At 74.1% G+C, this 20,944-nt stretch carries 18 protein-coding genes; 5 read left to right on the top strand and 13 right to left on the bottom strand.

Going from position 1 to position 20,944, the window contains the following annotated elements:
* Positions 1–35: 35 nt before the first annotated feature.
* Positions 36–647: an HXXEE domain-containing protein gene (locus CS0771_RS22055; protein WP_212842763.1), complete on the bottom strand. Its 612-nt coding sequence runs from the start codon at positions 645–647 to the stop codon at positions 36–38.
* 122 nt (positions 648–769) lie between these two features.
* Here CS0771_RS22055 and CS0771_RS22050 point away from each other — a divergent pair, with 122 nt between their 5' ends.
* Positions 770–1,501 carry a hypothetical protein gene (locus tag CS0771_RS22050; protein ID WP_212842762.1) on the top strand — a complete coding sequence of 244 codons (732 nt, stop codon included), beginning with the start codon at positions 770–772 and terminating at the stop codon, positions 1,499–1,501.
* Here CS0771_RS22050 and CS0771_RS22045 read toward each other — a convergent pair.
* Both CS0771_RS22045 and CS0771_RS22040 read right to left on the bottom strand, forming a co-directional pair.
* Entirely contained in the window at positions 1,494–4,217 is a 2,724-nt protein-coding gene (locus tag CS0771_RS22045) for an AAA family ATPase (RefSeq protein WP_212842761.1), read from the bottom strand. The genes CS0771_RS22050 and CS0771_RS22045 overlap by 8 nt on opposite strands.
* A 7-nt stretch (positions 4,218–4,224) precedes the next feature.
* Positions 4,225–5,157 carry an alpha/beta hydrolase gene (locus tag CS0771_RS22040; protein ID WP_212842760.1) on the bottom strand — a complete coding sequence of 311 codons (933 nt, stop codon included), beginning with the start codon at positions 5,155–5,157 and terminating at the stop codon, positions 4,225–4,227.
* A gap of 45 nt (positions 5,158–5,202) precedes the next feature.
* Between CS0771_RS22040 and CS0771_RS22035 the strand changes: the two genes are divergently transcribed.
* The 3 genes from CS0771_RS22035 to CS0771_RS22025 all read left to right on the top strand — a co-directional run bounded on the left by CS0771_RS22035 (position 5,203) and on the right by CS0771_RS22025 (position 7,224).
* Positions 5,203–5,943, top strand: coding sequence for a TetR family transcriptional regulator (locus CS0771_RS22035; protein ID WP_212842759.1), 741 nt, complete (start codon positions 5,203–5,205; stop codon positions 5,941–5,943).
* Between the two features lie 188 nt (positions 5,944–6,131).
* Positions 6,132–6,434 carry a putative quinol monooxygenase gene (locus tag CS0771_RS22030; RefSeq protein WP_212842758.1) on the top strand — a complete coding sequence of 101 codons (303 nt, stop codon included), beginning with the start codon at positions 6,132–6,134 and terminating at the stop codon, positions 6,432–6,434.
* Positions 6,435–6,471: 37 nt separating this feature from the next.
* The gene (locus CS0771_RS22025) at positions 6,472–7,224 is read left to right on the top strand and encodes an AraC family transcriptional regulator (RefSeq protein WP_212842757.1); all 753 of its coding nucleotides are present in this window, start codon (positions 6,472–6,474) and stop codon (positions 7,222–7,224) included.
* Between the two features lie 7 nt (positions 7,225–7,231).
* Here the strand turns inward: CS0771_RS22025 and CS0771_RS22020 are convergent, their stop codons facing one another.
* The 8 genes from CS0771_RS22020 to CS0771_RS21980 form a co-directional block, all read right to left on the bottom strand.
* On the bottom strand, positions 7,232–9,247 hold the full coding sequence (locus CS0771_RS22020; protein ID WP_212842756.1) for an FAD-dependent oxidoreductase: 2,016 nt from the start codon (positions 9,245–9,247) through the stop codon (positions 7,232–7,234).
* 243 nt (positions 9,248–9,490) lie between these two features.
* Positions 9,491–10,330: an ABC transporter permease gene (locus CS0771_RS22015; RefSeq protein WP_212842755.1), complete on the bottom strand. Its 840-nt coding sequence runs from the start codon at positions 10,328–10,330 to the stop codon at positions 9,491–9,493.
* On the bottom strand, positions 10,327–11,145 hold the full coding sequence (locus CS0771_RS22010) for an ABC transporter ATP-binding protein (RefSeq protein WP_212842754.1): 819 nt from the start codon (positions 11,143–11,145) through the stop codon (positions 10,327–10,329). The genes CS0771_RS22015 and CS0771_RS22010 overlap by 4 nt, the downstream gene beginning before the upstream one ends.
* Positions 11,146–11,275: 130 nt before the next feature.
* Entirely contained in the window at positions 11,276–12,355 is a 1,080-nt protein-coding gene (locus tag CS0771_RS22005) for a hypothetical protein (protein ID WP_212842753.1), read from the bottom strand.
* The gene (locus CS0771_RS22000; protein WP_244870944.1) at positions 12,339–13,208 is read right to left on the bottom strand and encodes a sigma-70 family RNA polymerase sigma factor; all 870 of its coding nucleotides are present in this window, start codon (positions 13,206–13,208) and stop codon (positions 12,339–12,341) included. Before CS0771_RS22000 ends, CS0771_RS22005 begins: the two co-directional genes overlap by 17 nt.
* A gap of 141 nt (positions 13,209–13,349) precedes the next feature.
* Entirely contained in the window at positions 13,350–13,814 is a 465-nt protein-coding gene (locus tag CS0771_RS21990; RefSeq protein WP_212842752.1) for a CAP domain-containing protein, read from the bottom strand.
* A 38-nt stretch (positions 13,815–13,852) separates the two neighbouring features.
* Positions 13,853–16,003: a DEAD/DEAH box helicase gene (locus tag CS0771_RS21985; protein WP_212842751.1), complete on the bottom strand. Its 2,151-nt coding sequence runs from the start codon at positions 16,001–16,003 to the stop codon at positions 13,853–13,855.
* A 121-nt stretch (positions 16,004–16,124) separates the two neighbouring features.
* A complete protein-coding gene (locus tag CS0771_RS21980; protein ID WP_212842750.1) occupies positions 16,125–17,774 on the bottom strand; it encodes a serine/threonine-protein kinase in 1,650 nt (549 codons plus the stop codon).
* Positions 17,775–17,894: 120 nt separating this feature from the next.
* Here CS0771_RS21980 and CS0771_RS21975 point away from each other — a divergent pair, with 120 nt between their 5' ends.
* Positions 17,895–18,089, top strand: a complete 195-nt coding sequence (locus CS0771_RS21975; protein WP_212842749.1) for a hypothetical protein — start codon at positions 17,895–17,897, stop codon at positions 18,087–18,089.
* 13 nt (positions 18,090–18,102) lie between these two features.
* Here the strand turns inward: CS0771_RS21975 and CS0771_RS21970 are convergent, their stop codons facing one another.
* Positions 18,103–19,131, bottom strand: coding sequence for a B12-binding domain-containing protein (locus CS0771_RS21970; protein WP_212842748.1), 1,029 nt, complete (start codon positions 19,129–19,131; stop codon positions 18,103–18,105).
* A gap of 13 nt (positions 19,132–19,144) precedes the next feature.
* Positions 19,145–20,758: a SpoIIE family protein phosphatase gene (locus tag CS0771_RS21965; protein WP_212842747.1), complete on the bottom strand. Its 1,614-nt coding sequence runs from the start codon at positions 20,756–20,758 to the stop codon at positions 19,145–19,147.
* Positions 20,759–20,944 lie beyond the last annotated feature (186 nt).

Genomic DNA, 20,944 nt, shown 5'->3' with positions numbered 1-20,944 from the left:
ACGACTCGGGTGGGTTCGGAATCCGGCGCGCCCGCTCAGGCGACCGGCGTCGCCGCCGCGGGTTCCGCCTGCTCCGCGGCCTTGAGCTCGCGGTTCTCGCGGACGAGGAAGTAGATGAGCAGGGCGCTCATGATCAGATGCCCGCCCGCGGTATACAGGCCGGGGAAGTAGCCGCCCTTGATGATCGGAAAGACGAAGTGCGCGATCCCGTTCAGCAGGCCGGCGCCGAGGGCGTACCACCAGAGGAAGAAGTTCGCCACGCGGATCTGGTAGAGCGCGCCGGCTCCGGCGAAGAAGTAGAGCGCGCCGAACCCGAAGACGAAGACCAGCAGGAACTCGTTCTCCGGCCAGTCACGTGGGGAGTCGAACAGTTCGACGATCTCGTGCGGGAAGCCGCCGGTGTACTCCTCCGCCATGTGGATCAGCTGGAAGCCCACCGCGAGCAGGTAGACGGCGATGACCCTGCGCGACCGCACGGGGCGGGCGTAGCTGAAGGTGATCCAGCCGCTCCAGGCCAGGACGCTCGCGGCGGCGAGGACTGCGGCTCCCTGCACCGGCACGGTGAGCAGCGCCCAGGTGCTGAAGGCGGCGGCCAGCACGGCCATGATGATCGCGGAGTAGGGCTCGGGTCGGTTGACTGCGTTCATGGCCTCAGACCCTATGAAGGCCGTGGATCCGTTCGCCTCCGTTGGATGACTGATGTGTGTTCCGTTCGCATCAGTCATGCGACAGAGGCGCGGCCCGCCCCTGGGCCGTTAGCGTCTGCGCCATGAAGCTGATCCGCGATGAGCTGGCCGTGAAGGCCCGCCTGCTGCCCCCGACCGACGACGGCTTTCTCATGCTCGCCGCCGAAGCGGGACGGTGGCGCGGCTACTTCCCGTCCGGGCACGTCCCGCTCGCGGTGCGCCTGCATGAAGCGGCTGCGGGCGCCGACGCCCGAGAGGTCACGGTGTTCCGTGCGATCCTGCGTGCGCCCGGCGAGGGTGACGAACTGCTGACCGCCCGTGGCCTGCACCCCGCGCGCTATGACGTCGCCGTGCTGTTCCGCACCGCCTCGGTCGGCGACGCCCTGGCCCTGCGGGAGAGCGCCGCCTACCAGCAGGTGGCGGAGATCGCGCGCAATGCGTCTCGGCGTACCCACGAGGTGGTGGCGGGCAACGCCGCCCGGCTCGGCGACGTCGACCACGGCCCGGACCATGCGTTCCTGTTCAACTACTTCTACGCCGACGATCGGGACACGCTGCTGAAGGTGTGGGAGTACACGGCGGGGTGGTTCCAGGCGAAGACCTCGTTGCCGAACTCGGCGCTGATGCGTCCCCTGGACGGCGAACCCGCCGACTACGGGATCATCAACCATGGGAGCTGGCCGACGGTGCCGACGTTCCTGCCGAGCCTGCTCTTCCGGCCGAGTTTCCGCAGCTTCGTGCTGGCGAACTTCAAGGCCAACGGGATCGCGGCCCAGCCGATCGTCTACCGCCGGCTCCAGCGCGGGACTAGCTGAGCGGCGCCAGCCGGGACAGTTCCGCGCGCGAGGTGACACCCAGCTTGGGGAACGCCTTGTAGAGGTGGGAGGCGACCGTCCGCGGGCTGAGAAACAGCTGCGCGCCGATCTGGCGATTGGACGCTCCGGTCATCGCGAGGCGGACCACCTGGAGCTCCTGCGCGGTCAACTCGGCCAGCAGGTCGCCGGCGCCGGCGCGGTCGGGCAGTGAGACGCCGGCGGCGCGCAGTTCCGTCGCCGCCCGGGCCGACCACGGCGCCGCGTCCAGGGCATCGAAGGCTTCGCGGGCGGCCTCGAGCTGCGCCCTGGCGGCGGCGCGGCGTTGCTGGCGGCGCAGCCACTCCCCGTACAGCAGGCGGGTGCGGGCCTCGTCGAAGGGCTGCCTGGCCCGGCTGTGCAGCTCCAGTGCCCGCTGGTAGTGGGCGTCGGCCTCGTCGTCGGCGGCGAGCAGCGCCCGGGCGCGGTCCAGCACCGCACGCGGCCCGTCCTGGCCGGTGGCGGTCACCCACTCCGCGTAGCGGCTCAGCAGCGGCACCGCACGGTCCGGCTGCCCCACTCGCGCGGCCGCCTCGACGTAGTCGGGCCACGTGTACCGCCACACGAACGCGTGCCGCGACGGCCCTGTCGCCGCGTGATCCAGCCGCTCGAGGACGGCCTCGTACCTGCCCGCACCGAGGTCGAGCAGCACGCGCGCGTACTCGGCCCAGCAGCCGCCGGGCATCCACGCCCGGCGTTCGGCGTCGCGCAGCGCCTCGGCTCCCGACGCCAGGCACTCCTGCTCCGCGCCCGCGGCCGCGGCCAGCCAGGCATGCATGCCGGCCAGATAGCCGGACCACATGGGCTGCCCTACGTCGGCGGCGAGGGAGGCGGCCTGCGCCACGGTGGCCCGCGCGGAGCGGTGCCGGCCGCCGAGGATCTCGGCGATGGCCCGGACCGTCAAGGCCTGGGGCAGGCGACCGAGCCGTCCCTGGGTGCGGCACTCCTCGGCCATCGCCTCGGCGTAGTCGGACATGCCGTCGGAGTCGGCGCGGACGAGGGCGTGCTGGACGACGAGCATGCGCAGCTCGACCGGCATGGAGGTGACGCCGTCCCGCAGCTTCGGATAGCTGTAGGTGGTCACCGCGTCGCCCTCCAATATCCGCCGGAATCCGCTGTTGATGCCGCGCAGCGCGGCGGCGGGACCGTCGCCCGGCGGGCTCAGCTCCTCGGTGCGGCGCGCCAGTGCGAGCTGGTCGGGATGACGTGCGCTCGACCAGGTGAGGTAGCTGGCGACGCTGAGCAGCGAGAGCAGGGTCGGCAGCTCGGTGACCTTGGCCGCCGCCTCGTGCAGCAGCCGCACCGCCGCGAGCGGCCGCCCCGCCTCGGCCTCCAGCTTGGCCCGGACCATCGCGAGCTCGGCCAGGACGGCGGGCGCCAGCGGCACGGTCCGGCGCCGGGCTTCACCGACCAGTTCACCGGCGCGTCGCCACAGTCCCGCTTCGATCGCCGCCGACGCCGCGGCGATCCGGCGGCGCGCGGCCACGGCGGGATCGGCGGACAGCTCGGCCGCGCGGGCGTAGGCCGCCGACACCGCCGCCTGCCCGCCGCGCCGCTGGGCGCGCAGGGCCAGGTCTTCCAGGTCGTCGGCCACCGCGTCGTCGGGGCACGGGGTGACGGCCGCCAGGTGCCACGCGCGCCGGTCGCCGTCGACCGCCGCGGCCAGGGCACGGTGCGCGGCCATCCGGGCCGCCACATCACCGGCCAGCACCACCGCGGTGCGCACCAGCGGGTGGCGGAACGCCACACTCGACACCCCGACCCGGACCAGTCCCGCCCGTTCGGCGGCGGCGAAGTCGTCGAGCCGGGCGCCGAGCGGTTCCAGCGCGGCGGCCAGCACACCGAGATCGCCGCGGTCGTCGAGGGCGGCCACGAGCAGGCAGGCCCGCGTGGCCTCGGGCAGCTCCTCGACACGGTCCCGGAACCCGGTGAAGACCCGGTCGAGCACCGGCGTCGCGGTGCCGAAGGAGAGCGACAGCGGCGCGTTGCCGCCGAAGCGGTGCTCGGCGGTGAGCATCGAGGGCAGCTCCACCAGCGCCAGCGGATTGCCCTGCGCCTCCGCCACGAGCTGGTCGCGCACGGCCGGGGGCAGGTCCGCGGCGTGCTCGGCGACGATCCGGCCGGCCGCTTCGGGTTCCAGCCGTCCCAACCGCAGGTCCGGCAGGCCGCGTGCGGAGAAGTCCCGTTCGGACTCGCGCGTGGCGAACAGCATGGCCACGCTCTCGGCGCCGAGCCGCCGCGCGGCGAACAGCAGGGCGTCGGCCGATTCGCCGTCCAGCCAGTGCGCGTCGTCGATCAGGCACAACAGCGGTGTCGTCGCCGACACCTCGACGAGCAGGCTGAGCGTCGCCAGTCCGACCAGGAACCGGTCCCCGCGGTTGGTGGAGCCCAGCCCCAGCGCACCCAGCAGGGCGTCCGACTGCTGCGGCGGCAGTGCCGCAACCCGGTCCAGGAGCGGGCGCAGCAGCACGTGCAGGGCCGCGAACGGCAGGTCGGCCTCGGACTGGACACCGGTCACCCGCAGCACCCGCGCCGGTGTGCTCGCCGCCGCGTACTCCAGGAGCGCCGACTTGCCGATGCCTGCCTCGCCGCGCACGATCAGGGCTCGGGGGCGACCGCTCGTCACGTCGCGCAGCAGCCGTTCGACCGTCTCCTGCTCCGCAGCTCGGCCGTAGAGCATGTCTCTCCTAGGGCTCGTCGGTGTGGGACGCACGGCCTGCCCCTTCGGCAGCTGCGAGCACATCGTCCAGGAACCGGATCTGGTCCGCGGCGACGGCCTGCCGGGTGCGCGCATCGGCGTAGAACGAGAAGTGGGTGCCCGGGTACAGCTTCAGCGTGCCGCGCCGCGCGCGGTCGGCCAGCCGGCGGCTCAGCTCCACGGGCGTCTCAGCGTCGTCGGCCGCGAGGCAGACCAGCAGCGGCACCGTCAGCCGCGCGGCCGCCCGGTCCGGGTGGTAACGCATCATCTGCAGGATGCCGCGGGGCGCGACCAGGTTGCGCCACAGGGTGTCCCCGCCGGACAGCGTGCTGATGTGGGCCGCTGCCTCGGCCGCGTTGGTGACCGCCACCTCGCCCGGCGGCGCGACGAGTGGGATGTAGTGCGGAGACAGGCCGAGTCTGCCCCGCAGCGCGTCCGCGACGATGGCCGCCAGGAGGCGCAGGGTCTGCGCCGTCGACCGTCCCGCGACCCGCCGCGGGAACCCGTTGAACGGGATCTGCGCCACGACGGCCGCGATCCGCGCATCGCCGGCCGCGACGACGACGGCATGCGCGCCGCCGAGCGAGTTCCCCCAGAGCACGATGCGATCAGGATCGACGCCCTCGGCGGCGCGGGCACAGGCCACCGCCGCCCGGATGTCGGCCCGTTGCCGGCCGAGGTCGACGACCTGGCGGGGATCGCCCTCGCTGCGGCCGAAGCCGCCGTAGTCGAACACCAGGGCCGCCAGCCCGGCCTCGGCGTAGGCCTCGGCCCAGGGAAAGAGGCGATCCATGGTGCTGCCGAAGCCGGAGCACATCACCACGCACGGCACCGGCTGCGGGGACTCCGGCCGGTAAAGACACCCGGCCAGCAGGCCACGATCACTCGCGAAGAACACGTCGAGCCTCGTAGGCTTACCCATGGTCGAAATGCTAACAACAATTACTTACCATGGGTAGGTAGCGGCGTGACGAGACAGCGGATCATGGCAGCGGCGGCGGCGCTCTTCGCCGAACGCGGCTACCGGGCGACCTCGATGCAGGAGATCGCCGACCGCGTCGGCATCACGAAGGCCGCGCTCTACTACCACTTCGCCGCCAAGGAGGATCTGCTCCGCGAGCTGACCGCCCCGGTGCTCGACGAGCTGGAACAGGCGCTCAACGCGGCCGAGGCCGCCGGCGACCCGGAATCCGTGCGCGAGCGCGCGATCGAGGCCTTCCTCGACGTGCACCTACGGCACCGGGACACGCTGCTCATGCTGGTCCGCGACATGACCCTGCTCGTGCAGGCGCCGGTCGCCGACCGCTTCAAGGCCGCCATCGCGCTGGCCAACACGCTGGTGAGCGGTCCGCGCCCGACGCTGGCCGAACGCGTGCGCGCGGCGCAGGTCGTAGCCGGGCTCGCCGATCCGGTGGTGATGTTCCACGACGTGCCACCGGCGCGACTGCGCAGGCTGATCCTCGACGGCGCGCGCACCCTCCTGGCGGCCGGCGGGGTGGGCGCCGACCGCGTGACGGAACCGGTCCCGAATCCGGCTGCCGCGCTGCGTCCGCGCCGCCGGCCGGGCGGGCGTCCAGCCGTGCTGACCACACAGGACGCCGCCGAGATCCGCCGCCTGCGGGAGACGGACGGCCTGGGGGTCGACGAACTCGCGCGGCGGTTCGGCGTCTCGCGTGCCACCGTCTATCGCAGTATCAAAACTAGATGAGTTTTGCGACGCCGCTCGGTTTTGAGACAGCCGGGGACCGCGACCACATGTCGTGCGGGTCCGGAGCCGAGATGATGTCCGATGCGAGCGTGCACGCGTCCGGCTGACGGGAGCCGGCGGGATGGTGCGGGCCAGAGGATGGAGCCGTTCCCGCCGCGGCAGTCGCGGCCTGATCAGGAGGTTCCCGCATGCTCATCGCCCTCGTCGACTTCACCGTGGCCGCCGCCGACCGCCCGACCGCCCTCGCCCAGCTGGACCACGAGCGCGACCAGGTGCGTGCCATGCCCGGCAACGCCGCCTTCCGGGTGTACGCCTCCCGCGAGGACGACACCGCGATCACCGTCGTGCACGAGTGGCACGACCAGGCGTCGTTCGCGAGCTACCTGGAGTCGCCGTCGTTCACCCGGTCGGGCCGGGTGCTCCGGCCGATGATGACCTCGGCTCCGGTGAGCCGCCGCTTCCACGCCGAGCTGCTGGAGACGGTCGGCTGACCGGCCGCGCCTAGGATGTGGGGGTGCGAGGCCGCCGATGACCCGTGAGGCGTACGCCTTCGTGCGGGACTTCGCTGCCGAGCCCGCCCGCGAGCTGTGCGTGGACCGCCACTACCTGCTCTGCGCCTCCGCCGGTGCGCTGCGGCTGGAGGCGCAGGGCCAGGCGTGGCTGCTGCCGCCCGCACGCGCCGCGCTGATCGAGGCGGGCCGGCCGATCCAGGTGAGCATCCCGTCGCCGGTCACGACCGCTTCGGTGCTGTTCGACCCGGGCTTCGCCCCGGCACCGCCCGCGCCGCTGACCGTGTTCGACCTCAACCCGCTCGCGCGTGCCCTGGTGGGCGAGTGCAGCACCTGGGGCGACAGCGAGGAGCCGCTGCCCGCGTACGCCCGGACGCTGTTCGCCGCGCTCGCGGCCGTCACCTGGCGGCTGGCCGAGCAGCCGAGCCCGGTCGTGGTGCCGGCGGGACGGTCGCCGGAGCTGCGCCGGGCGCTGCGGCTGACCGAGGAGCGGCTCGGCGGCCAGGTCCGGTTCGAGGAGCTGGCCGCCGAGGTCGGGCTGGTGCCGCGGTCACTGGCGCGCCGGTTCGCGGAGGAGACCGGCCTGACCTGGCAGGCGGTCCTGCGCCGGATGCGGGTGCTGCGCGCGATCGAGGAGCTGGCCGCGGGCGACGCCCCGGTCACGAAGATCGCCTTCGGTGTCGGCTACACCTCACTGTCGGCGTTCAACGCGGCGTTCCTGGAGCTGACGGGGCGCACGCCGACGCAGTACCGGGCGAGTTTCCGCCCGTGACCGGACGTCAGAGCGGGACGAACCGGGCCGCGTCGGCGACGACGTAGCCGTTGGTGGCCTCGGTGCGGATCAGGACGCTCGCACCCGTCGGCGACGAACCGGCGGGCAGGGTGAAGGCGCCCAGCGACACCCACTGCCCTCCCCCGCTGCGCTGGTCGACGGTGCGGGTGGTGACCGTGCCGTTCGCGCACACGTCGACCGGCACGTTGCTCGCCCGGTTCGGGTGGGCGGTCCAGCGCAGGTACACCTGGTAGGTGCCGGCGGCCGGGATCGCCGGGGTGAAGCGCAGCCGGTTGACGCCCTTGTTCGCGTTGTCGTCGTGCTCGTAGTCGGGGCCCCAGTAGCCGGTGACCGAAGTGGACCTGAGCCAGACGCCCGCGCGGGTCACCCCGGCCGAGGTCGAACTGTCCACGATGATCTCACCGGGGGTGGTGAGCGGCCAGGTCAGCAGCTGGCCGTCGGCGCGCAGCCGGGCCTGCAGGGTCGCGATCGGCACCTGCTGCACCGCGGCGCCGGCCGTGATCGCCAGGTGCGCGGCGGTCGCCGCCGACTGGGCCAGGATCATGAACACGGGCTCCATCCGGATCGAGCCGTACGCGATGTGGCTGGCGGACAGGCACACCGGCACCAGCAGGTTCGCGCACTGCGACTCGTACGGGACGATCGCGCGGTAGCTGATCGGGTAGGGCTGCGGCACGCCGATCTGCACGTCGCCCTCGTTCTTCAGCGCGCCGGACACCGCCACGCGCTGGCAGTTGTGCGAATCCATGGTGTAGCTGGCCAGGCCGACCGAGTCAGCGGGGACGCGGCTGCCGCGGCAGTCGGCCTCCGTCATCACGTTCGCGGAGACCATCCGGCGGGCCTCGCGGATGTAGAGCTGCGTGGGCCAGCCGCCGTTGCCGGTGAACTCGTCGGGCGCCAGGCCCCAGGAGGCGGTCGCGCTGCGCACCGACGCGGGCACCCGCGGGTCGTTCGCCAGGAACCACAGGAGGCCCTGCTGGTAGACGCGGTGCTCCTCGACCGTCGCGGCCCGCGCTGCGTAGGAGGCCGTGGGGTAGCCGTAGTTCGCGCCGATGAAGTCGGTGGAGAACGCGCCGTTGTTGTTGGAGTCCGTCTTGCCGCCGCCCACCGCGTGCGTGGTGAAGAACGGTCCGGTGTATCCCGCCTGGACGAGCCGGGCCAGCGGTTCGTAGCGGATCGCCTCGTAGCCGCCCGGCCTGGCGAACGGGATCCGGTCGGCGGCCTGGGTCAGGCACATCCGGAAGTTGTACGCCTGGATGCGCGCGTCGCCGCTGCCGGTGGGCGCGAGCGGGCTCGCCGAGATCCCCGGCAGCAGGCCGCTGCCCGGACTGCCGGCGGTGACGTACGGGTCGACGAACCGGTCGAACTGGTGCCCGCTGCGCAGCTGCACCCCGTTGATGGTCTCGCCGTACACGGAGTTGGCCTCGCGGCCCGCCGTCCAGGCGACCCCGGCCGCCGCCATCAGGTCGCCCTCGTAGGTGGCGTCGATGTAAATCGCAGCGCGGTACACCTGGCCGTTGTCACAGGCCAGCTCTGTGATCCGGTTGCCCGCCCGGGTGACGCCGGTGAGCCGGTTGTTCAGGTAGACCGGCACGCCCGCCTCGGCGAGCAGGTCGTCGCAGACCGCCGCGGCGACGTGCGGCTCGAACGTGAAGCGGGCCGGCGAGGTCGGAGTGACGGCGGTGCCGTGGTACTTCGCGTACACCCGCCGGTAGAACTCCCCGGCCAGGCCGCCGATCGCGGTCTTGACGCCGCTGTCGGTCATCCCGAGCCCGCCCGTGGACAGGCCGCCGACGTGCGCGCCCGGCTCGACGATCAGCGCGGTGCGGCCCAGCCGCCGGGCCGTCACCGCGGCGGCGATGCCCGCCGAGGTCGCGCCGTAGACCACCAGGTCGGCGGTGACGACGGCGGCGGCGAGCGCGGGCAGCTCGAGCGCGGGGACGGAGGCGACGGCCAGCGTGGCGGTGCCCAGGCGCAGGACGTGGCGGCGGGTGTACGGCATGGCAAGCTCCTGCTCGGCAGAGGATCGGTCGAGGAGCGCGCCGCCGCACCTGACCACCAAGGATCATGTTCACATCGGCCGATGTCAACTCCTGCGGCGCCGCCGCCGCGAGCAGGCAGACCGGGCGTGCCGGATGGCAACCTTTCGGCGCTCGCGCGCGTCGTCATAGGTGAAGCCGGCGAGCGGATCCACTTGCCGGCTTCACCATCCCACCCCGTCAGGCACCGGCGAGGGCATCGCGCATCACAGGTCGCGCCGCTGGAAGGCCAGTGCCGCGAGCCCGGCCACGAGGGCGACCCAGACCGCGGCCCAGCCGAGATACGGCCCGGTGAGCGGCGCATCGCCGACCAGCGGGTGCCCGATGAGCTGCGGCGACAGCAGGATCGGGTCCTGGAACGCGTACATCGCGCCGCGCCACAGGCCGTCGGTCGGCAGGATCATCCGGGACACCGTGCCTACCTGGGCCACGCTGTCATTGCCGAGCGCGGTGCCGACTCCCCCGACGACGCCCGCGACCCAGGCCGCGCCGAACAGTCCGACGGCGACGATGCCCGAGGCCATCGGCGAGATCGCGGTCGACAGCAGCAGCCCGAGGGTCAGCAGCACGGTCGTCTGGAACGCGAGCAGCACCAGCCCGGCCACCGGCTGCGGGGACTGGTAACCGGTGGTGAACCGGACGATGAGCAGCTGGGCGAACCCGGCCGCGAGCACGAACCCGCTGCCGAACGCCACCAGCCCCAGCCACTTGCCCAGCAGCACCGCCGCACGGCGTACGGGCCGGGCCAGCACCGCCAGCGCGATCCCCGACTCGATCTCACCGGCCATGCTGGGCCCGGCGAGGAACGCGGTGCCCAGCGCGGCGATCAGGCTGAGGCCGAACATCACCAGGTTGAGCACGATGGTGGCCGCCATCAGCGCCTCGCCGCTGGTGAGGCCGCCGAACTCGGCGTCGATCCGGGAGAACCCCCACGCGCTCAGCCCCAGCAGCACGGCCGTCAGCACGGCGAGCGCGCGCAGCACCCGGCGGCGGGCGACCTCCCGCAACGTGAGCGCGGCGACGGTGAGGACGATCTTGGCGGTCATGCGTGCTCCTCGTGGCGCAGGATGTCCAGCAGCCGCTGCTCCAGGCTGATCCGTCCGGGTTCGACGGCGTGCACGCGTACCCCGAGGCCGACCAGGTCGGCGACGAGGTCCGGCACGGTGGCGGGGTCGAGGTCGGCAGGCAGCTGGACCGTGACGGCGTCCCCGTCCCGGCTGACCGGCCCGGCGGCGGCGAGCCGCTGCTCGGCCTGCGGGCTCACCGCGTCCAGCCGCAGGCGCAGCTCGTTCTGCCCGAGCAGCTCGGCGAGGGTGCCCGCCGCCGCGACCCGGCCCTTGTCGAGGATGACGACCCGGTCGCAGACCCGCTCGACCTCGCCGATGAGGTGCGAGTTGAGCAGCACCGCGACCTGCCGGGCCTTGAGCTCCAGCACCAGGTCGCGCACGTCGGCGCGGCCGATCGGGTCCAGCGCGCTGGTCGGCTCGTCGAGCACGATCAGCTCCGGTCGGGCGACCAGCGCCACGGCCAGGCCCAGGCGCTGCTGCATACCCTTGGAGAAGCCGCCCAGCCGGTCGCCGGCCCGGTCCGCGAGGCCGACCGCCGCGAGGCTCTCCCGCTGCTCGGCGGCCGGGATGTCCACCCCGGCGAGCCGGACGTGCAGGGCCAGCACCTCCGACGCGGTCAGCCAGGGCTGGTAGCGGAACAGCTCCGGCAGGTAGCCGACCCGGGTGCGGGCACGTGGGTCGGCACCCGGCCGCCCGAGCAGCAGCACCTCGCCCGCGTCGGGCCGGACCAGGCCGAGCAGCATCTTGATCGCGGTCGTCTTCCCGGCGCCGTTCGGCCCGAGCAGCCCGACCACCTCCCCCGGCCGACGGTGAACGACACGTCGTCGACCGCGACCCGGCTGCGGTATCGCTTGCGCAGACCCGAGCACCACACCGCGGCCGCGGAAGCGGCCTGCTCGGGCCGCCGCGCAGCGGTGTCGAGACTCACCTGTCCCACCTCAGCTCGCGGGCCGCCGCCAGCAGCTCGTCCGGGGTCGACGAACCGGCCAGCGCGGTGACGACACCACCGTCCACCCACACCACCCCCGCCATGACCCCGTTGCGCGAGGTGAGCACCGTAGCGGTCACGCCGTTCACGTCGGCGGTGGTGCTGGTCATCCGCTCACCGGAGACGAGCAGCGGCAGCGTCGTGCCGTCGCCGGTGAAGCCGCGCAGCTGGGCGGCGATGTCCTCGGACAGCATCGGCAGCGACAGCAGGTAGTCCCGTGCGGTCGCGAACGGCACGCCGGTCGAGTACGCGGTGGGCGCGACGGCACGGGCCAGCATCAGCGTCGGCACACCCCGGCCCTTCGACCAGACCGCGAGCAGGCCGGGTCCGGCGGTCAGCCGGAAGCGGCTCCCGTCCAGGCCCGGCGGCGCGGGCGGCAGCGCGTGGCCGGTCGCGGTGGCGGACTGCGCGGCCTTCGCCGCGGAGAACGTGAACTCGGCGCTCACCGGGCCGCTGACGCGGTAGACCGGTTCCCCGGTCACGCCGCGCGGCAGCCCGGCCACCCGCGGCACGGTCAGCCCGGTGGCCTGCTCGGCTGCGGCGGCGTCGGCGACCCTGCGCAGCTCAGGCTTCTCGGTGACGTGCAACTCGCCGAACGCGGACAGGTCCGGCAGGCTGACCAGGTCCGCATCGGACGCGGTCACCGGGACGACCTGCTCGGCGCGGAAGATCGGCAGCCAGTCCGTGGCAGCGGCGACCCCGGCCCCCGCCACCAGGGCGGCGACGGCGGCGACGGCGACCACGGGGCTGCGCAGCGCGATCCGGCGTCGCCGCCCGGCAGCCGCAGCCGTGGTAGAGGCACCGGCCGTGGCGGTCGAGAGGCGACGCCAGCCCTCGGCGACGTCGACGTCGACGGTCAGGTCCAGCACCGAGGCGGCCAGCGCCGCGTCGAGCCGGGCGCGCACCAGTGCGGTCTGGCACGCCGGGCAGGCGGTGACGTGGGCGCGGTCGGGGGCGGTCACGCCGTCGGGCTCGTCGACGAGCCGGCGCAGCGTGCCGTCAGTCGGATGACGCATCGCGGTTCAACTCCTTACGCAAGGCGGACTCGGCGCGGCGGACCGTGGTGCCGACGCTGCCGGGTGACATGTCGAGAGCGGCGGCGACCTCGGCGTAGCTGAGGCCGCTGTGCCGCAGGACCAGGGCGACGGCCTGCTTGCGGGGCAGCCGGGCCAGCGCCGCGCGGACACGGCGCTGCTCGTCGCGCGCGACCACCGTGTCGGCGACGTCCGGGCAGTCCCCGTCGCCGCCCACGGCCCGCTCCCGGGTGGCCCGGCGGCGACCCGCGCGCAGGTGGTTCAGCGCGGTGTGCGCCGCGGCGACGCACAGCCAGCCGGCCGCCTCCCCGGCCGGGACCGTGGAGCGGCCGAAACCGAGGAGCACCTCCTGCGCCACGTCCTCGGCCCCGTCGCGGGAGCCGAGCACCCGCGCGGCGACCGCGACGACCCTCGGGTACGCGTCCCGGAAGACCTGCTCCAGGTCGGGCCGTACGGTCCCCGGCCGTGACCGGGGCACGGGCTCGGCGCGCCGCAGCGGCCAGCCCCGGCCGGGCGGTGACAGCACCGCCGCGCCGCCCGCTGGTTCCACACCTCGTTCCACACCTGCTGAGCACCGCCCAGCCCGCGGATGTGACACGGACGCGCCCACGGCACGGTAGAACCTGCGGCGGCGGCCGGTCTCGGTGATCCGCCAGACCGACGTGAGGTGGCCCAGCCGCTCCAGCCGGTGCAGCAGCGGGTAGAGCCGCCCGTCCGGCCAGGATTGCGGCTCACCGGACAACTCGGTCACCCGCTTGAGGATCGCGTACCCGTGGCTCTCCCGTTCCGCGACGGCATCCAGCACCAGCGGCACAGCCGGTTCCCGCACACCCATGATCACCCACCTACCCTAGAAGTCTTATGCATAGCAGTGCGATGCATAGTAGTTCTAGGTATAGTCATCGTAAAGTGCCAGGCAGGGAGCACGGGTCGACGTTCGGACTACATCACCCGGTCACCGGCTGCAGACCGGGCGTCAGGGCGTGGCGAAGTCGGCCACGGCCACGTACTCGCTGCCCGCGGTCAGGGCGACGGCTCCGATGTGGGTGTACCGGCAGTCGCTGATGATCGCGCGGTGGCCGGGGCTGTCCATCCAGCCGGCGACCGCCTGCCGCGCATCGCCGGTGCCCTGCGCCCAGAACAGGATCTCGCCGGTACGCGCCGCCGTGAACCCGCTGTCGGCGATGCGCTGCCCGGCGGTGCTGCCGTCGGAACCGGTGTGCTCGCGTACGCCGTCGCTGAGCATGTCCCGCGCGTGGCGGGCGGCGGCGTCGGCCAGCCGCGTGTCGGCGGCGACCGGCGGGCAGGACAGCTCCGCCCGCCGCTCGTTGATCAGCGTCACGAGCGCCTCGCCGTCGCCCGGCGCCGGCGGCTCGGCCTGCCCACCGGCGCATGCGGCGAGGCAGAGCACGAACCCGGCAGCCGGCAGCTTTCGGACCATGTCCGCATGATGCCCGGCCGCCCGGCGGCGCTAACCGTTCAGGCGTCGCCGGACTCGCGCAGGCGCGCCCGCTCCTGCTCGATGATCTTCTTCTCGGCGGTGGCCCGGGTGCCGTCGCCGCCGTCGACCGCCTGCGCGTTGGCCTCCTTGGCCGCGCTGGGCCGGGCGTACTCGTCGAACAGCGCGGCCTTGCCCGCGACCAGCTCCCGCATGCTGGTGTCCACGGTGTCCTCGGCGATCAGGCGGAACACCTGCACCGGCCGGACCTGGCCCATCCGATGGCAGCGGGCGATGGCCTGCTCCTCCGTGCTGGGCTTCCACTGCGGCTCGATCAGGATCACGACCGAGGCGGTCTGCAGGTTGAGGCCGACGCCACCGACCTCGATCTGGCTGACCAGCACGGCCGGTCTCCGGCTCGCGGTGAACGCGTCGATGACCTGCTGGCGCTGCAGGGGCGGGGTGGAACCGGTGAGCGGCCCGTGCGCCCGGTCGCCCAGCGCCGCCGTCACCGCGGTCAGCACGTCGCGGAAGTACGAGAAGACGACCACCTTGTGGCCCTCGGCCAGCGCCTCGCCGGCGATCTCGCGGACGTGGTCGAGCTTGGTCGACGTCCCGGTCGGATCACCGAAGGTGGCCCGGCGCATGGTCATGAAGTGCCCCTCCCAGACGGCCTTGCGGTAGGCGGCGGCCTCCTCGGCGGACAGCGTCACCGGCTGCACCGTCTCGATCCGGCCGGGCAGCTCGTCGAGCACGTCGGACTGGTTGCGGCGCAGGTACGCCGGAGCGATGGCCTGCCGGAACGCGTCCGGTGAGGACGCCGCGGCGGCCTCCCGGGCGACGTCGGGGTTGATGTGCTCGGTGAGCACGCCGAACTCCTCCACCCGGTTCTCCAGCGGGGTGCCGGTGAGCAGGGCCACCCGTTCGGCGTGATCGATGACGCGGCGGCTGCGCCGGGTGCGGTTGGCGGTGGGGTTCTTGATGTAGTGCGCCTCGTCGAACGCCACCATGGCGAGCTGCACACCCTTGAGGTCCAGCCGCTCCAGCGCCGTGTACGCGGTCACGCCGATACCGCCGTGCGTGCGCCAGGCGGCGGTGTTCTTGGCGGCGTCGCCGCCGTACAGCAGGCGCGGGGTGAGCCGGCAGTGCCGCCGGATCTCGTGCATCCAGTTGCCGGCCAGGCTCGGCGGGCAGACGACCAGGAAGTGCCGCTCGCCCTGCGCCGCCAGGTGGCACATGGCGGCGAGGGTCTCCACCGTCTTGCCCAGACCCATCTCGTCGCCGAGGATCACCCGCCGCTGCGCGATCATGAACCGCGCGCCGAAGGACTGGTACCCGCGCAGGCTGGAGTTCAGCAGGCTGGTGTCCAGGCGCAGCTGGTCGACGCGGGCGGCGGTGTCGGACGGCAGCTGCCCGGTCCGCCCGCTGGTCTCCCGGCCGGTCGCCTCGGCCAGCAGCGTCAGGTAGCTCGCGGCGTCGGCCTGGTACCTGCGCCACAGCTGCTGATCGGTCGGCTCCTTGGCCAGGGCCGCCTCGGCGGCGTGCACCTTGGCCCGGGCGGTCTCCAGCCGTGGCGAGCGCAGCGCCGCCTCGAGCTCGGCGAGCGCGGCCCGGTCCGCCTCGCGGCCCTGGCGGCCACGGAACAGGCTGCGCCAGCGGCTGTTGGCCCGCCGGGCCGCCTCGATCCGGCCGGCGATGGCGTCGTGCAGCTCACCGGCCCGGCCTAGGGCGGGCCGCACCCGGCGGCGCACCAGCAGCAGCCGGTGCAGCGAGCGCAGCAGGTGGGTGTCGGCCGGTGAGCGGCGGTCGGGGTCGGGGCGCAGCGCGGTCTCCGCCTCGACCTCGGCGGCCAGGGCCTCCATGGCGCCTTCGAGCTGCGCGACGGTGGCCCGCCCGATGCCGGGGACCTGGTGGAGCTGGTGGCGCCGGGCGATCAGCTGCCCGACCGTGGTGATCCCGGCCGCCTGCAGCGGCCCGAGCCGCAGTCTGCCGTCCGCCGCCTGCCGCAGCCGGGTGAGGTCTGCCTGGTGCAGGCGCTCGTCGAGCGACTGCCGCCGGTGGGTGTCGGCGAGGCCGCGGATCTCGGCGAGCAGCCGCTGCTCGGCGTCGAGCACCGCCCGGGCGGCACGCTGCGCGTCTGCGGCCTCGGTGACCAGGGCACGCGCCTCACGGCTGTGGGCGGCGGCGACCATCGCGACCTCGCTTCACACTCGCCGCGCCGGGGGTGGCACGGAGCATCGGTTCTGCCTGCGGCGCCGATCGGTCGTGGTCCGACCGGCCGGCTCCGCTGACATGCCCGTCGGGTGTGCGACGCTACCAAGGTCTGCCCAGCGGTCCACTTCCTGCGGCGGGCTGCCCGGTGACGTCCTCCTCCTGTCCGTCCTCCGCTGTGGACGGTGAGGGCGCGGGCGGGCTCGCGGCCTCCGTCGGGCTGGGCTCGGGGCTGGGTGAAGCCGGTTCCGGATCCGTTCCGGGGCTCTGCTGCGGCGGCGGCACCGGGCCGGTGGGCTCGGCGGATCCGGGCGCCTGGACGGTCGGGCTCGGCTGTCCGGTGATGGGCGCGCCCGCCGGTCCGAGCAGGGACGCCGCGCACGGCCGGCCGTCGAGCCGGAACGCGGTCGGCAGCGGATTGCTCTCCTGATAGGTCCAGCTGACGGGCAGGCTCAGCCGGGCGTCGGGAGCCAGCTCCCGGGTGCCGGTGGCGGTGACGGTCCGGCCGTCCTGCCGCCACCGCGCGTCGGTGTCGACGCGCTGCGTGCCGGGCAGGTCGAACGAGATCCGTGCCGGGCTCCGGGTGTCCCCGGCGGCGTTGACCACCGTGACCGTCGCCGCGAATCGGCGGCCGGTGTCGTCGCGCAGCTGGAAAGTCGCGTCGCACGCGGGCGGGGCGCTGGCGGCGGGCACCGCCGTCGAAGGCTCGGACGGCTTGGAGCCGTTCAGGACCCATACCGCGACGGCGGCTGCGGCGAGTCCGGCGACCCCGGCCGCGAGCGCCACCGTACGGCCGCGGCGGCGGGGCACGGCGGGTTCGGCAAGCGGCTGCCAGGGCAGGATGTGGGTCAGGGTGGCGGCGGCATCGGCGGGCAGCGCCGCGCCGACGGCCGCCGCCGGACCGGCGATGTCCACCTCGCCGAGGGTCTGCGCGAGCTGCGCGGCCGTGGGCCTGGCGGCGGGATCGCGGTCGAGGCAGGCGGTCACCGCCGCCGCGACGGCCGGGGGCAGGCCCTCGATGTCGGGCAACGGATCCGGCGGCCGGAAACGCGGCGCGGTGAGCAGGCCGACCGGGGTGTCGGCCCGCCAGGGCAGCTCGCCGCTGAGCATGCGGTACAGCAGCACGCCCAGGGCGTACACGTCGGCGGCGGGCTGGACCGGCTGCCCGTCGACCCGTTCGGGTGCGAGGTAGGCCGGGGTGCCGATCAGGTTGCCGTCCGGGCCGACCTCGTCGCTGCCCGTGGAGGCGCAGATGCCGAAGTCGATGATCTGCACGCCGTCGCCGGTGAGCAGGATGTTGCCGGGCGCGATGTCGCGGTGCACGACTCCGCGGGCGTGCGCGGCGGCGAGCGCACCGGCGGTCTGCGCGGCGACCGCGACGGCCTGCGGCCAGGGCAGGCTTCGCCCGCCGTGCAGCGCCTGGCCGACGGAACTGCCGTCGATCAGCTCCATGACCAGGAACGCGACCGGGACCCGGTCGTCCTGGCGGTCCAGGCCGAAGTCGTACACCTCGGCGATGTGGCGGTGCCGCAGCCGGGCCAGGGCCTGCGCCTCGGTGCTCAGCCGCTGCACCGCCCACTCGTCGGCCACGAACCGCGGATTGAGCAGCTTCACGGCGACCATGCGGCCGAGCCGCTCGTCACGGGCCTGCCAGACGGTGGCGCTGCCGCCGCTGCCGACGGGCGCGGCAAGCCGATAGCGGTCGTCGAGCAGCGTGCCCGTCTGCCAGGATCCAGCCGCGGTGGTGCTCATGCACGGCGCCTACCCGTCCCGCACCCCCGCGAACCCGCCGGGACCGTGTCTGGACATACAGCCCGATGTGATGGTTTGCCCCACGCCGGGCGGGGTAGCCGAGCGGGAGGAGGTGTCACTGTGGCCAGGTTCGTGACCATCGGGTATGGCAGCCGGGAAGGCTACGACCGCACCGACCCCGCGCTGCGGGATGCGGCACACGCCCACGACGACCGGCTGCGTGCGCTGGAGGAGGCGGTACAGCTCGTTTCGGCCTCACCCTGCGCCGTCGCGCACGGGGTCGTCGAGGTGTGGCCGTTGCAGGAGTCGCCGTAGGGGCGCTCGTGCCTCAGCGAACCAGCCGACGGCGCCCGGCGGCGAGGTGCGCCCGCGCCCGGGGAAAGTCGTAGAGCTGCTGCTGGTACACGTCGAGCACCAGGTCGACCGTGGGCAGCGGGACATGCCGGGTGCCCAGGACGACGCAGAGCCAGTCGAGGAACGTCCCGAACAGCTCCGGGTCATCGACGAGCAGCCCGGCGCACAGGAACTCGACGATCTGGCCGAGGTCGAACTCGGTGGCCTCCCGCTGGGCCGGGGTGTGGCGGCCCACCACGGGGAACCGCTCGGCCAGGGCCTCCATGCCGGAGGCGACCAGCTGCGGACCGCGCTTGGCGATCAGCACGTGCTCGTCGTCACTGACGAACGACTCGCGCCGCGGTTCGCTCTCGGCCAGGGACAGCCCCGGCCAGGTGCGCAGCACCTCGATCGCCTCGCGGGCGTCACCGGCCACCCGGTCGGCGCCCAGCGTCCGCCCCCAGCACGCCGCCGGGCCGAACCCGCGGCCGCCGGCCAGCACGGGCGTCGCGGTGCTCTGCGCCGCCTCGATGACGCGGTGCGCGGCGGCCAGCCGGGTCGGCACCGAGCAGCTGACGGCCACCACCTCGGGGCCGTGGCGGTGCAGGTAGGAGATCAGGTGCGGCCCCGGCACGCTGGCGCCCAGGAACCGCACGTCCCAGCCGTCCCAGCGGACCACCTCGGCGAACAGCCGTGCGGGCAGCGCGTGCCACTCGCCGTCCACGCACGCCACCACGAGGATGCCCCGCTCGGCGGCTCGCGGCCGGTGGTGGGCGGCCAGCGCGGCGACCACGTGCTCGCTGACATGGGTCGCCGCGTGCTCCTGGGCGACACTCCACTCGTTGCGCGCCCACCGGTCGCCGATCACCGCCTGGGTCGGTGCGACCAGGTCGAGCAGCACGTCGCGGGGCGGCACGCCCCGCTCGGCGAGGGCGAGCGCGAAATCGACGGCGGGCGCCTGCGCGCCCTGGCCGACCAGGTCGAGGTATCGCGCGCGGTCCGCTTCGGACACGGCAGTGGTCATGTATCGACCTCCTTCATGCTGCTGGTCCCGTCGGCCCGCCCGCGGCCTGGATCACGAGCACCGCGATGTCGTCCTGAAGGCGGTCGCCGACCCAGTCGGTGACCCGCTGCGCGACGCGTTCGGCGATGACCGCCGCGGGTGCGCCACGGTAGGCCTGCAACTCGGCGGCCAGCCGCTGCGGGCCGAAGAACGGGCGGTCGGCGGACCTGCCGCGGGCCTCGGTGACGCCGTCGGTGTAGAGGACCAGCGCGTCGCCCGGCCCGAGCACGACCTGTGCCTGCCCGAACGGCGCGTCGAGGAGCAGGCCGATGGCGGTGCCGGAGATGTCGACCTCGGCCGCCTCGTCGGCGGCCCGCATCAGCAGCGGCGGCGCGTGACCGCCGGTGGCGAGGCTCACCGTGAGCGAGCCGTCGGGTTCCGGCGTCATCGCTCCGATCATCAGCGTGGCCAGCGTCGGCCCGTCACCGGTCAGCGTCGCCCGGTTGAGCAGGTCGAGCAGCCGGGACGGGCACGACTCGGTCAGCCACAGCGCGCGCAGGCTCTGGCGTATGTTGCCCGACTGCACGGCGGCCTCGATGCCCTTGCCGCACACGTCGCCCAGCACGAACATCCACCGGCCGTCGGGACCGGGGCGTACGTCGTAGAAGTCGCCGCCGATGCGCAGCCGCTCCCACGCGGGGCGGTAGGCGGCGCCGAGCGCGACACCGGGCACCTGCGGCAGCGCGGGCGGCTCGACACTGCGCTGCACCAGCTCCGCGGCGTCGGCCTGGGCCGCGTACAGCGCGGCGGCGCTGATCGCCGCGCCCGCCCGTGCCGCGAACTGGCGGACCAGGTGCACCTCCACCGCCTCGAACGGCGCACGGCCGGCATGCCGGGCCAGCACCAGCGCCCCGGCCGGCAGGCCGTGGCCCGGCAGCGGCACGACCATCGCCGAGCCGACCGGCCCGAACCCGTCGGCGAGCAGGGCGGCGATGTCCTCGCCGAGCCGGGGGTCGTCCTGCACGGTGAGCCCGGTCAGGGCCTGGTCCAGGGCGCTGCCGGGCGGCACGCCCCACCTCGGCAGCGTGCCGGCGCTCTCCGTCCGGTCCTCGGGACCGGCGTCGATCCGGATCCAGGACAGCTCCCGCTCGTCGTCGCAGACGACCACGGCGCAGTCGGCCAGCGCGGGCACGGCGAGCAGCGCCGTGGTCCGCGCGGCGCGCCCGCGGTTGAGGCAGGAGCCGAGGCGGCGGCCCGCGTCGGCGAGGAACGCCGAGCGCCACCGCTCGGCCAGCAGCGCGTCGACGCGCATGACCTGTTCGGTGACGTCGCGGACATACCAGAGGGTGTGCTCGCCGGAGCGCACGCCGCGGCCGCGCAACCGCCGCTCGGCCAGGTCGGCGTCGAACGCGCCCGGCGGTCCCTGTACGACGGCGGCCAGCGGCGGGGCGGTCACGGCCCGTCCGGCCGCGACGCCGAGGACGCGCACCGCCTCGGCGTTGGCGAAACGGACGACGCCGCCGCGGTCGACCGTGAAGATCATCTCGTCGGAGCCGTCCAGCAGCTCGGCCCAGGGCATCCCGTCGAGGTCTGCGGGCGCGGCCGGACCGTCCGGGCCGGCGGTGTCGTGGCCGGTGAAAACGTTCACGGCAAGAGGATCAGAGGCCAGGGGAGGCTGCGGCCGCACCGTCGTGATCTCTTCGCTCATGCCCCTACCCTGCCACGACCGCCCCCGCATCGCCGACGGCACGGGTCCTCGGGACACTACCCGCCAGCGCGATCCGCTAATCGTGACGCCGGTCACTCCGTCGTTCGCCGGGCGCGATCTCGCCGA

This window comes from Catellatospora sp. IY07-71 (assembly GCF_018326265.1).
Lineage (GTDB): Bacteria > Actinomycetota > Actinomycetes > Mycobacteriales > Micromonosporaceae > Catellatospora.
This window is presented reverse-complemented; position numbering and strand designations above follow the sequence as displayed.